Source organism: Microbacterium zouquanmingi, assembly GCF_052266695.1.
Classification (GTDB): Bacteria; Actinomycetota; Actinomycetes; order Actinomycetales; family Microbacteriaceae; genus Microbacterium.
Map to the genome: position 1 here is coordinate 19,935 of NZ_JBQPQZ010000003.1, position 12,034 is coordinate 31,968.

Genomic DNA, 12,034 nt, shown 5'->3' on the forward strand with positions numbered 1-12,034 from the left:
GGTAAGATATTAAACATGATGGTGAATGAGGAGGTTCGCATGGATCGCGATACGGCGTTCAGCGTGTTCCATCACGTCGTGGAGGCGCGTTGGGATGCGGCCGCGATCACCGAGCTGACCGGCGGGGTCGATGAGCCCATCGCCGGATTCCTCGACACCGGCTTCCCGGAGGAGATCGCGATCGCGGCGGGCTACCGCCCGATGCTCCTGACCGGCGACCTCGCCGTCGCACCCGCCACCGTCGACGCCCATCTCGACGTGTCGGCGCCCACCCGCATCCGCTACCTGTACGAAGCGCTCGCCACCGGTCGCCACGATGCCGTCGAGGTGCTCTGCGTCACCGGCGGTGACCGCTGGATCGGCGAGACCGCAGGCTTCTTCGAGGCCTATCGCTCGGTCTTCGGCGCGCCTGACATCGCGCACACCCTGTATCTCGAACGCGCACGCGGGAGCTTCGCCGAGCACCGCGAATACAATCGCGCCGGAATGGTGCTCCTCGCCGAGCAGCTTTCTGCGATCGGCCCGCGTGCCGTCACCGCCGACAGTCTGCAGAATGCCATCCGACTCGTCAATCGGACGCGCGAACTGCTCCGTCGGGTCGAGGCGATCCGCGCATCCGACAACTCCACCATCACCGGCGTCGACGCTGCGGCCATCGCACTCGCCGCCATGCTCATGCCGAAGCAGCGCTTCAACGGGCTCCTCGAGGAGACGCTCGACGCGCTGGACGAGCGGGAGCCGGTGGGTGGCTTGGCCGGCGCGCCGCGTGTCTTCCTCAGCGGCAGCTCCGTCGACCAACTCGGCTTTGTCCGCCTGATCGAGGATCTCGGAGCCGTCGTCGTCGGCGAGGACACCGAGTTCGGCATGCGCTACGCCCACACACCCGTGCGCGAGAACTCCGATCCCTTCGACGCACTGGCCGATCGCTGGACGTACAAATTCCCCGAGAGCTGGGCATTCGGTCGCGAGCGCCGCATCGCGCAGCGTGTCGAGATGGCGGCGGCGACACAGCCGGACGCCGTCATCGCGCTCCACCTCCGCGGCGACAGCGCCTACGGTTGGGACTTCCCGGACCAGGCCGAAGCACTGCGCGCTCGCGGCATCGCGGTGCTGGCACTGCCCGACACCGACTACGCGCTCGAAGAGACGGCGCACCTGCATGCTGTGATCGGAGACCTGCTCAGCGGTCTCGACCCGCGGCGCGACGACACGACAGAGGAGAAGCGATGACCGCGATGCTCGAAGGGGTCCGCGTACTGGACCTGACAGACGAGATGGGATTTGTCTGCGGAAAGATCCTTGCGGAGCTCGGTGCCGAAGTGATCAAGGTTGAACGCCCCGGCGGCGACCCTGCCCGGAAGCTGCCACCGTTCCGCGGCGACGAGCCCGGCATCGAGAACAGTCTCTACTGGCGGTCGTTCAACGCCGGCAAGCGCAGCATCGTGCTGGATCTGGACACCCCCGAAGGTGCAGACGCGTTCCGCGCACTCGCGCGGACGTCGCAGATCATCGTCGAGGGGTCCGACCCGCGTGCCCTCGAACGTCGCGGTCTTGCGGTGGCAGACCTCCGCGCCGAGAATCCCGCACTCATCGGCGCCTCCGTGACACCGTTCGGCCGCACCGGCCCGTACTCCGAGTACATCGCCTCCGAGCTGACAGTGATCGCGATGAGCGGAGTGCTCAACAACACGGGAGACCCCGATCTGCCGCCGGTCAAGGAAGCTCTCGACTCGGGCTACTTCCACGCCGGTGTGGCAGCGGCGCTTGGCGTGATGCTCGCGTACTTCGAGGCCGACACCTCGCACACGGGTCAGGACGTCGACGTCTCCGTGCAGGAGGTTGCCGCGAGCCGGATGACCTCGGCCATCGTGGCCTGGAGCGAGGGCGTCGCCCTCTCCCGTGAGGGGCACAAGTCCCAGCTTGGCCCCACGGCGACGGACTGGTTCTGGCCCTGCAAGGACGGGCACCTGTTCTGGCACATGCTCGGCGGCGCCTTCGGGGCGACCGCCAACAAGGCGCTCAGCGACTGGATCGGCGAATACCACCCGGTTCACGCGCTGCAGGAGATCGACGACTGGATGTCGTTCGACAAGGCGGGCATCACCCAGGAGGAATGGGGCCGCTTCGCCGACGTGATCGGTCCGTTTTTCCTCCGCTTCACCCGCGAGGAGGTCCGCCGGGAGTCGCTCGCACGGGGCCTGAATGCGACCGTGGCCAACGAGCCGGGCGACGTCCACGCCTGTGAGCACCTCCGTTCGCGGGAGTACTGGTCGCGTGTCGAGGACCCTGCGCTTGGTCGCATCGACATCCCGCGCTACTTCTTCAAAGCCAGTGTTTCCACGACCGGCATCACGACGCCGGCCCCCACGCTCGGCGCCGACACCGAAGAGATCCTCGCCGGCCTCGGCGGCGCACCGAGGGACACCGTCGCCGCAGCTCCGTGTGACGCTCCGACCACGCCAGCGCTCGCCGGGATCCGTGTCCTCGACTTCGGCTGGGCACTCGTCGGGTCGATCACGGGCAAGCTCCTCGGCGACCACGGGGCAGAGGTCATCCGAGTCGAATCCTCCAAGCGTCCCGACATGACGCGCGTCGACCGCCGCTTCTCCCGATCGACGCGCACCAGCTTCGACGACAAGCCCTGGTTCGCGCACTTCAACACCTCGAAGAAGAGCCTGTCGATCGACCTAAAGAACCCCAAGTCTCGTCGCGTCATCGAAGGACTGATCCGACAGGCCGACGTCATCAACGAGAACTTCACCCCCGGCACCCTCGCCGCCCTCGGTTACGGGTACGAAGACGTCAAGAAGATCAACCCCGATGTCATCTACATCAGCGGCAGCCTGTTCGGTCAGACCGGGCCGCTGGCGAACGAATGGGGCATCGACGGCACCGGCGCGGCGATCTCGGGGCGACTGCACCTGACGGGATGGCCCGATCGCACGCCGATCACCCCCAGCGCGGGCATCTACGGCGACTACATCGTGCCGCTGGTCAACGCGATCGGCGTGGTGGGGGCGCTCCTTCACCGACGTCGTACCGGCCAGGGCCAGTACCTCGAAGCGAGCATGTACGAGGTGACCGCACAACAGATCATGCCCGCGACCCTCGATTTCGAGGTGAACGGACGCGAGCAGAGTCGCACCGGCAACCGCGTGACGGATGCCGCGCCCCACGGTGTTTACCCCTGTGCGGGTGAGGATCGCTGGAGCGCGATCGCGGTGTTCGGCGACGAGGAATGGTCGCGCTTCGCCGCGGCCATCGGCGCACCCGCATGGACGACCGATCCTGCCTTCGCCACGCACGAGGACCGCAAGCACAACGAGGATCGCCTCGACGACCTCGTCGCGGAGTGGACGCGCGAGCGCGAGCCGCACGAGGTCATGACCTTGCTCCAGGCCGCCCGCGTCCGTGCGGGCGCCGTGCAAACTCCGCACGACTTCATCGATGCCGATCCTCAGCTCACCCACCGCGGGGTCCTCGCGGAGGTACCGCACTCCGTGCTCGGCGCTTTCCCGCACCAGGTGCCCCCGTTCCGTCTCTCACGCACGGTCGCCGAGGTCACCGCCGCGCCCATGATGGGCGAGCACAACGAGCAGATCGTCACCGGTGATCTCGGTTTCAGCGAGGTCGAGTTCATCGACCTGCTCTTGGAAGGAGCACTGCAGTGAGTATGGATTCAGGATCGGGTCGACTGTCCGGGCGAACGGCCATCGTCACAGGCGCCGGCACAGGCATCGGACGCGCGATCGCGGAGATGTACGCGCGAGAGGGGGCTCGAGTCGTCGTGACATGCCGCACCGTGGTCTCCGGTCAAGAGACCGTGGAGCTGATCCGCATCGCCGGCGGCCAGGCGCACTTCGTGCGCGCCGACGTCTCGAAGGAGGACGAGGTGCGCGATCTGGTCGCGGAGACGATCCGTGTCTTCGGTAGGGTCGACGTGCTCTGCAACAACCACGCCGTCTACGGGATCGAACCGCCCGAACTGACCGACCTCACCGAGGAGGTGTGGGACCGGACTATGGACGTGAACGCCAAGGGCGTCTTCTTCACCATGAAGCACGTTCTGCCCGTGATGCGCGAGCACGGCGGCGGATCGATCGTCAACATCTCGTCGATCGCCTCGCTGGTCAAATCCGCGCTACCCGTCTACGCCGCATCGAAGGCGGCGGTCAACGCGCTCACGAAGGCGGTCGCCGCGCAGGCCGCAGAGTACGGCGTGCGGGCGAACATCATCACCCCCAGCACGATCGAGACCGACCGGCGCACCGAGTTGGCGCACATCTCGGAGTACAAGAACGACTTCATCGCGACGACGGCCGCCGAGCACGACGCACGGCCGATCGTCAGCAAGGTCCTGCCGGGATTCGGCGAGCCGGACGACATCGCCTATGCGGCGACGTTCCTGGCATCTGATGAGGCGTCCTACATTACTGGCACGGTGCTGCCGGTCGATGGCGGCACGACACGCACGCGGACGGACTGACCATGGCGCGGGAAGAAGGAGCACAGACAATGAGCAGCGGCAGGATCGCAGGCAAGAGCGCCATCGTCACCGGAGCCGGCAGCGGGATCGGACGGGGCATCGCCCGGCGGTTCGCGGCGGAAGGCGCATCGGTCACGGTCGCCGACCTGGCGTTCGAGGCGGCCCAGGAGACGGTCTCGCAGATCATCGAGCGCGGCGGCAGAGCCATCGCCCTGCGGGTGAACGTCACCGACGCGGATGATGTCGCGGCGATGACGCAGGCCACCGTCGACTCCTTCGGCGGGATCGACATCCTCGTCAACAACGCCGGCATCTCGTTCGGGGACACGCTCAGGCTGCACGAACTCGAGCAGGACGCCTGGCAGCGCCTCCTCGACGTCAACCTCACCGGTGTGTTCCTGTGCTGCAAGCACACGCTGCCGGCGCTCATGGAGCGCGGCGGCGGCGGATCGATCGTGAACATTGCCTCGGCCGCCGCGATCGGCATGGCGCCCCGCGCCGGGTACGCCGCGTCGAAGGGTGGGGTGGTCGCTCTCACGCGCAGCCTGGCCTTCCAGTACGGCGAGTACGGTATCCGCGTCAACGCGATCTGCCCCGGTCCCGTCGAGACCCCCATGAGCAACGCCGTGCGCGCCTCCGGGATGTACGACGACGACGGCATCGTCGATCTGTCGATCAAGCGCCGCGGCACGCCCGATGACATCGCGAGCGCGGCGCTGTACTTCGCGTCGGATGAAGCGCGGTACGTGACATCCGACATCCTCCCCGTCGATGGCGGTTCCCTTCGCCTGCGAGCAGAAAAATTCCGCGGCCGCTGAGCCTCGGAGAAAGGAAGAGAATATGACTACTTGGACTGCAGGAACCCGTGTGTTCAGCGCCGCGTCCAGCGTGGAGGCGATCATCGTCACCGGTGCGGATGTCGAGCTCGCGTGCGCAGGTGCGCCTATGCTGACCGAACGCCCCGAGGGTGTGGAAGGGAACGGCGATGGTGCAGAACTCGCCGTCGGAAAGCGGTTCGAGGATGCGCAGACCAGCCTCGTCGTGATGGTCACACGCCCCGGCGCCGGTCCGCTCACCGCCGATGGCCGTGAGCTGGGCCAGCGCGCCGCGACACCACTGCCCTCCTCGGATTGACATGAGCATCTCCGTTCTGCTCAGCACCATCGCCGAGATCGCGCCGGACCGAACCGCGATCGTCGATGGACAGGGAGCGCTGTCGTATGCAGAGCTGCAGCGGGGTGCGCAGTCCCTGGCGGCCCGTGCAGCCCACGACGGCGTAGAGGCGATCGCGTTCATCGGGACAAACTCGGCGGCGGTGCCGCTGCTCCTGTTCGCCTCCGCCTCCGCCGGTATCCCGTTCGCGCCGCTGAACTATCGGCTCGCCGACGAGCAGCTGCGCCGCCAGGTCGAGCGCCTCGGGCGGGTACTCATCGTCACAGACGACGCAGGCGCACGTCGCGTCGGGGGTGTGGGCGACGCGATTCTTCTCGATATCGCTCAGGCGCGGACGCCTGCTGTCGTCGAATCCGCCTCCTCTGATGGCGGGAACATCGCGGTGTGGCTGTTCACCAGCGGCACCACCGGTGAGCCGAAGATCGTGGAGCTGAGCCACGAGAATTTGACGTCTTACATCCTCGGCACCGTGGAGATGCTCTCCGCACCCGAGGAAGACGCCGCGCTGGTCAGTGTGCCCCCGTACCATGTCGCGGGGATCGCCGCCGTGCTCTCGTCGGTGTTCGCCGCGCGGAAGATGGTCTACCTCGACTCGTTCGACGCGGAGGGATGGATCGCCGCCGTGAGCGACCAGAAGGTGACCTCGGCGATGGTCGTGCCGACCATGCTACAGCGGATCCTGGACGAGCTCGTCTCGACCGGTGAGACGCTGCCGTCGCTGCGCGCACTGTCCTATGGCGGCGGACGGATGCCCGTGGAGCTGATCAGCGCCACTCTCGCGCACCTGCCGCACGTGGGGTTCACCAACGCCTACGGTCTGACCGAGACGAGTTCGACGATTGCGCTACTCGGACCGGACGACCACCGTGAGGCACTGGCGTCTTCGGACTTGTCGGTGCGTGCGCGCCTCGGCTCCGTCGGTCGGCCGATCCCGTCGATCGAGCTGCAGATCCGCGGAGATGACGGTGCGATCGTGCCACCGGGCGACGAAGGTGACATCTGGGTGCGAGGTCCGCAGATCGCGGGTGCGTACCGCGGGATGGATTCACACCTGGTCAACGGTTGGTTCGCGACGAAGGACCGAGGCAGGCTGGACGTGGGTGGCTACCTCTTCCTCAGCGGACGTGCGGACGATGTGATCATACGTGGAGGCGAGAACATCTCGCCCGGTGAGATCGAGGATGTTCTCCGGGAGCATCCGACGGTAGTGGATGCCGCCGTTGTGGCGATGCCGGATGACCAGTGGGGCGAGGTGCCTGTGGCGGTGCTGGTGATATTGCCCGGGGCGACGGTGGACCCGGATGAACTCCGAACGCTGGTTCGATCGCGTCTGCGGTCTTCACGGGTGCCGGCGAACATCGTTGTGTGGGGCGAGCTGCCCCATAACGAGATGGGCAAGCTCCTGCGCAAGGACATCCGCGCGCAGCTGGTCGAGCGCGCGTCGTGACACCGGAGGCGTCGTCCGAAACCTGGTCCAACTGGAGCGGGTCTCGGACTGTCTCCGTCTCGCGGCAGGAGCGCCCGGCCAATGAGACCGGCATCGCGCAAACGGTCAGGCAGGCCGTGGCCGAAGGGCGACAGGTGCGCGCGGTCGGGCCGGGCTTCTCCTGGGCAGACACCGTCGGCGAGGAGGCGGTGGTCATCCACACCGATCGCCTGCAGGGTGTGCGCAGCATCGACCTCGACGCCGGCATCGTCTCGGCGGCCGGGGGAACGAGACTGCTCGACCTGTGCGCGGATCTATGGGATCGAGGTCTCGAACTTCCGACTCTCGGTGGGTTCTCTGGGCAGAGCATCGCCGGTGCCCTGGCAACCGCGACGCACGGCTCGGGCGCGACGCAAGCGGCACTGTCTGCATACGCGCGCGCCTTTCGAATCGTGGATGCCCACGGTGAGATCATCTCCGTCACCGGCGACGACAACGCCGTGCTTCGCGCTGCGCAGGTGAATCTGGGCATGCTTGGCGTCGTGACCGAGGTTGACATGAGCGTGCATGCGGCGACTTGGATGACGGTGCGTGACTCCTGGTATGCCGAGTTCTCGTCTGGCTGGCTCACCCAGCAGGACGGAGTCCGACGCGCGGTGCGGTGGCACCCACGAGGTGACGGTGCTCCTGAAGGACGCCGATTCCACTTGAAGGAGTGGGCGCCGGCGCGGCCGGGCGCCGAGGGTGCACTACCGAGCTACGTGGCGCTCGCTTCCGCAGGTGCGACGGCGCCTGCGGCCTTCACCGTTACGGAGCATGCAGCGGCGGTGGATCGGGCAGGCGACCTCGTGCGCGAGATTGACGATGCACTCCGGCGGGCACCAGAGGTCGAGATCGCGATGCCTGTCGCGCTGCGGGTCGTGTCGTCGGATGCGGCGTACCTGTCGCCGTACGCCGGGCGAACGTCGGTCACGGTGTCCGCTGCGGCTCCGAGCGGCGAGCGATTCCCCACGTTGTTCGCGATGCTCGAAGAGATCTTGGTAGTCTATGGCGCGCGACCGCACTGGGCGAAGGAGCATTGTCGCTCGGTCGAGTACCTGAGCGCTCAGTACCCGGATTTCACGAAATTCGAAGGCGTACGCTGCGGTTTCGATCCGATGGGGAGGTTCCTCACACCGAGTCAGAGAGTGTTGACGGCGCACGTCGGCGGGTCACGAAGAGGAGAGAGCATATGACGACGGTTCTGGACGATTCGGAGAGCGATGCCGCCACCGTGGGTGGCCGTGCGGAGGGAAGGCTAGCTCGACGCATTACCGCACGCGACATCATGGCGACCTTCTTCGCATATTACTGGCGCAATGACGCTGCCATCGAGGTCCCGGGCACCTTTCTGGTCTCGGTACTCGCGGATTTCGACGTCGCGGCACCGAACGCGCGTGCCACGCTCCGCCGTCTTGAGCGCGACGATCTCCTCGAGACACGAAAGGCCGGCAGGAATCTCTTCTTCCGCGCCGCTCCTCCTACGCGAAGCCGCGCAGAGCCGGGTGTGCGACGAATACTGAACTTCGGCCTCACCGACGATTGGTCTGGGGTGTGGACAGTCGTAGCATTCTCCGTGCCGGAGCAGCAGAGTCGGATTCGCATGGCACTGCGCGACTCGCTGAGATTGGAGGGCTTCGCACCGTTCTACGACGGCGTGTGGATCGCGCCTGGAGACCTGCGGGAGGTCGCCGTCACGAAGGCCGACGTTCGCGGGGTCGAACAGCTCAGTGCGCATCTCGTCGAGGATTCGTCTTTCATGGTGCGCGGCCGTCAGCCGATCGAATCGTGGGACCTCGAAGGCATCAATGCGGCGTATGCGATCGTCCTAGACGAGGCTGAAGAGCTCGCGGCGCAGTTCGCCGCTGGCGATCTCTCTCCCGCGGCAGCACTGGTGAAACGAACGCTGCTGCTCACTCGATACCGTCGTTTGGTGCCGCTAGATCCAGGCCTGCCGCTCTCGCTCATGCCGGAAGGCTGGCTGCGGCGGGAAGCACGAGACTCCGTCGCCCGCGTGTTCGACGCGCTCGGTCCGCTGGCAGTGTTCCGCTTCGAGCAACTGCTGGACGGAATCGACGAGGTCTGGGCCGAACGCGTGCGGGAAGCCGCGCTGCGCACTCTCGACGAGCTTGCGGCAATGTCACCGGGCGACCAGGACCTGCTGACGCGTTGATCGCCCGCTGAGCGGCCTCAGTGAGGCGCGACCACGGGCATGCCCTGGAAGCGCTGGGCCTGCGACGACTGGACGCGCATCCCGGTCGGCGCCACCCAGTGCGAGCCGAGGACGAGTACATCGCGATCGGCGACCTGCGCGAGCAAGCTACGCCGCGAACGCTCTGCCTGCGCCGGATCGGTGTCGATCGAGCAGCCCCACTCTGGGAAGCTGATGTGGCTGGGGTGGATGAGGAGATCACCCGTGATCCACGCCTCTGCGCCGTTGGATCGGACGCGGACACACAGGTGCCCTGGAGTGTGTCCGGGGAACGGCACGACCTCCACGCCATCGTTGATCTCCTGCGCGCCGCGAGTAGTGGTCATCACGCCATGCGCGCGTAGCGGCAGCAGTGAATCCTCGATGGCCCGCATCTGCGCATCCTCGTCGTTGGCGGGGCTCCGTTTGCCCTCGGTCCAATACGCGAGCTCGACATGATCCATCACATACCGGGCCTGCGGGAACGCCGGAACCCAAGCGTCGCCTTCGAGCACGGTGTTCCACCCGATGTGATCGAGGTGCCCGTGGGAGTTGATGACGGTGGTGACGTCGCGCCTGCTGTAACCTGCCAGCGCGAATGAGTCCAGGTACGTCGTGCGAAGCATATGTGCGTTGACGCGACCGGGGCGCATCTTCCGATCGCCATAGCCGGTATCGACGACGATCACCTCGTCGCCGATCTCGATCACGAAGGAGTGAAAGCTCTGCACCGCGTCCCCGTCTGCGGTGACGGCGGCGCGGGGCATCCAGCCGAGCTCGGGGGCATCCGGGTCACCGTCCGGCAGGAAGGTGGCGAACGCAAGCTCGACGTACTTCTCGGGGATACGCGTGATCCGTGCCTCTCCGACCTGCCAGCGCAACGGGAACTCCGCAGGGCCTGGAAGCGGTGTACGCGCAGAATCTATCATCTTTTTTCCTTCCGATCAGAAAATTAAACAAGCGTCACGTTCAAACTGCCCGTGCTGTCGGAGAGTATCCGCTCTCTTTTTAGCAGAGATATAGAAATAAACACATCAATCGCACTCCGATCGGATGCAATGCTAGTGTCTGTTATCACGGTAATGCAGACACAAAGGAGTGGAATGAAGAACCGGAAACTAGCGCGATCGATATCCGCGATCGCCGGGGTGACGCTTGCGCTCGCGGGGTGCGCAGGAACATCTTCCGCGGAGAGTGCGGACGACGTCACGATCGACACGGGGGCGACGATCTCGATCGGAGTGCGCTTCTTGCACAATTCCTGGGATCCGTCCAAGATGCCCGGGGCCACGATCGTCCCAATCTACGACATGGTCTATGACACCCTCGTGCGTGTGAGAGCTGACCTGACGCTGGAGCCGGGGCTCGCCGTGGGTTGGGCAACGCCTGATGCGGGTTCGACATGGGAGTTCGAGCTCCGCGACGACGTCGTCTTCAGTGACGGGTCGACCTTCGATGCGCAGGACGTCAGCGACACTCTCGAGTACTACGCGGGTGACGCTTCGAATTCGAAGGCCGACCTCGCGGCGCTGGCCGGCATCGAGGTGATCGACGACACGCACCTTCGCGTGACGCTCTCGGCGCCGCAGGTCGGATTCCCCGAGACGCTCTCGTCTCGCGCTGGGCTGATGCTGAGCTCCGACGTGGTCGCGTCCGGTGACTACGAGCTTCCGATCGGAACCGGCAAGTTCACCGTCGATCGAGACGCGCCGGGAGTGCAGCTCGACCTCATTCGGAATCCCGATCATTGGAACGCGGAGAGCGTTCAGCTCGCCGGCGTCTCGCTGTGCTGGATCGAGGATCCGACCGCGATGGCGAACGCCGTCCGATCCGGAGAGATCGACATGGCGCTGATCGAGCCGGCGTTCGCCGACTCGATCAGCGCCGCAGGCATCCCTTCCTATGAGATTGACGGCTCGGAGTTTGTCGGCATCGGACTCAACCCCGATCTCGCCCCCGAACTCGCTGATCCGCGCGTGCGCGCCGCGATGTCCATGGCAATCGATCGCGCGGGCCTCGTCGATGGCATCTTCTTCGGCCATGCTGCAGCTGCCAATCAATTCATCGCGCCCGGACGCTTCGGGTTCGATGAGTCCCTTGCGGAGATCCCGTATGACCTCACCCGGGCGCGCGCACTCATGGCGGAGGCGGGGTACGCCGATGGATTCAGGTACACATTCGCGGGGCAGGCGAACAACAAGCAACTCACGGAGGCGCTCCAGGCGTCCTGGGCGGAGATAGGCATCGATGTCGATCTCGCGTTCCCTCAGGGTGCTAGCATCGCGGAGGTTACGTGGGTGAAGCCCACCATCCCCATCGCCACCCAGAACCTCGTCCCCACCCTGGATCCGACGCCGTTTCTCTGGCGGCACCTGAGCGCCGAGTCGGTGCGGAACCCCGGATCCATCACGGTCGATGGCCTGGATGAGCTCATCCGCGCGAGCGAGGGGATTGTGGACCCCAACGAGCGCGCGCGGGCTTTCGCGGACATTGCGCGCCTGACGCAGGAGACGGTGCCCGCCTACATCCCCGTGCTGTGGCGAAACTACACCGTCGCATACAGCGACGATCTGGTGGGCATGCAGGAGTGGAAGGCCGGGTTCCCGATTATCGACGGGGTGGCCGTGAAAAAGTAGGCGAAAGGCGAGGAAGCGGCGTGGGTCATGACCCACGCCGCTTCCTTGTTTTCCGTAAGACTCCGACTGCGGAGGGGCCGCCA

10 protein-coding genes are annotated in these 12,034 nt (G+C 66.0%); 9 read left to right on the top strand and 1 reads right to left on the bottom strand.

All coding sequences use genetic code 11. The features are described 5' to 3' along the window. Positions 1-39 precede the first annotated feature (39 nt). Genes ACTU6U_RS07070 through ACTU6U_RS07105 form a run of 8 tightly spaced genes read left to right on the top strand, consistent with a single transcriptional unit; the run spans position 40 to position 9,297 of the window. A complete protein-coding gene (locus tag ACTU6U_RS07070; RefSeq protein ID WP_439255253.1) occupies positions 40-1,230 on the top strand; it encodes a 2-hydroxyacyl-CoA dehydratase subunit D in 1,191 nt (396 codons plus the stop codon). Next, positions 1,227-3,671 (top strand): CaiB/BaiF CoA transferase family protein, encoded by a 2,445-nt coding sequence (locus tag ACTU6U_RS07075; RefSeq protein ID WP_438253877.1) that lies wholly within the window; start codon positions 1,227-1,229, stop codon positions 3,669-3,671. The genes ACTU6U_RS07070 and ACTU6U_RS07075 overlap by 4 nt, the downstream gene beginning before the upstream one ends. 2 nt (positions 3,672-3,673) lie before the next feature. Beyond that, positions 3,674-4,486, top strand: coding sequence for an SDR family NAD(P)-dependent oxidoreductase (locus ACTU6U_RS07080; protein ID WP_438254274.1), 813 nt, complete (start codon positions 3,674-3,676; stop codon positions 4,484-4,486). A 29-nt stretch (positions 4,487-4,515) separates the two neighbouring features. After that, complete coding sequence (locus ACTU6U_RS07085) at positions 4,516-5,304, top strand: SDR family NAD(P)-dependent oxidoreductase (protein WP_438253878.1); 789 nt, start codon at positions 4,516-4,518, stop codon at positions 5,302-5,304. A 22-nt stretch (positions 5,305-5,326) separates the two neighbouring features. Next, entirely contained in the window at positions 5,327-5,620 is a 294-nt protein-coding gene (locus ACTU6U_RS07090) for a hypothetical protein (protein ID WP_438253879.1), read from the top strand. Between the two features lies 1 nt (position 5,621). Continuing rightward, the gene (locus ACTU6U_RS07095; RefSeq protein WP_443468442.1) at positions 5,622-7,106 is read left to right on the top strand and encodes a class I adenylate-forming enzyme family protein; all 1,485 of its coding nucleotides are present in this window, start codon (positions 5,622-5,624) and stop codon (positions 7,104-7,106) included. After that, entirely contained in the window at positions 7,103-8,320 is a 1,218-nt protein-coding gene (locus ACTU6U_RS07100) for a D-arabinono-1,4-lactone oxidase (protein WP_438253881.1), read from the top strand. The genes ACTU6U_RS07095 and ACTU6U_RS07100 overlap by 4 nt, the downstream gene beginning before the upstream one ends. After that, a complete protein-coding gene (locus ACTU6U_RS07105) occupies positions 8,317-9,297 on the top strand; it encodes a PaaX family transcriptional regulator (protein ID WP_438253882.1) in 981 nt (326 codons plus the stop codon). Before ACTU6U_RS07100 ends, ACTU6U_RS07105 begins: the two co-directional genes overlap by 4 nt. Positions 9,298-9,314: 17 nt before the next feature. Here ACTU6U_RS07105 and ACTU6U_RS07110 read toward each other — a convergent pair whose 3' ends face one another. After that, positions 9,315-10,244 carry an MBL fold metallo-hydrolase gene (locus ACTU6U_RS07110; RefSeq protein ID WP_438253883.1) on the bottom strand — a complete coding sequence of 310 codons (930 nt, stop codon included), beginning with the start codon at positions 10,242-10,244 and terminating at the stop codon, positions 9,315-9,317. Between the two features lie 174 nt (positions 10,245-10,418). Here ACTU6U_RS07110 and ACTU6U_RS07115 point away from each other — a divergent pair, with 174 nt between their 5' ends. Beyond that, on the top strand, positions 10,419-11,951 hold the full coding sequence (locus ACTU6U_RS07115; RefSeq protein ID WP_443468443.1) for an ABC transporter substrate-binding protein: 1,533 nt from the start codon (positions 10,419-10,421) through the stop codon (positions 11,949-11,951). Positions 11,952-12,034 lie beyond the last annotated feature (83 nt).

Coding starts and splice junctions, on each gene's coding strand:
- ACTU6U_RS07070 (WP_439255253.1), top strand. CDS start 40: ATGGATCGCGATACGGCGTTCAGCGTGTTCCATCACGTCGTGGAGGCG.
- ACTU6U_RS07075 (WP_438253877.1), top strand. CDS start 1,227: ATGACCGCGATGCTCGAAGGGGTCCGCGTACTGGACCTGACAGACGAG.
- ACTU6U_RS07080 (WP_438254274.1), top strand. CDS start 3,674: ATGGATTCAGGATCGGGTCGACTGTCCGGGCGAACGGCCATCGTCACA.
- ACTU6U_RS07085 (WP_438253878.1), top strand. CDS start 4,516: ATGAGCAGCGGCAGGATCGCAGGCAAGAGCGCCATCGTCACCGGAGCC.
- ACTU6U_RS07090 (WP_438253879.1), top strand. CDS start 5,327: ATGACTACTTGGACTGCAGGAACCCGTGTGTTCAGCGCCGCGTCCAGC.
- ACTU6U_RS07095 (WP_443468442.1), top strand. CDS start 5,622: ATGAGCATCTCCGTTCTGCTCAGCACCATCGCCGAGATCGCGCCGGAC.
- ACTU6U_RS07105 (WP_438253882.1), top strand. CDS start 8,317: ATGACGACGGTTCTGGACGATTCGGAGAGCGATGCCGCCACCGTGGGT.
- ACTU6U_RS07110 (WP_438253883.1), bottom strand. CDS start 10,244: ATGATAGATTCTGCGCGTACACCGCTTCCAGGCCCTGCGGAGTTCCCG.
- ACTU6U_RS07115 (WP_443468443.1), top strand. CDS start 10,419: ATGAAGAACCGGAAACTAGCGCGATCGATATCCGCGATCGCCGGGGTG.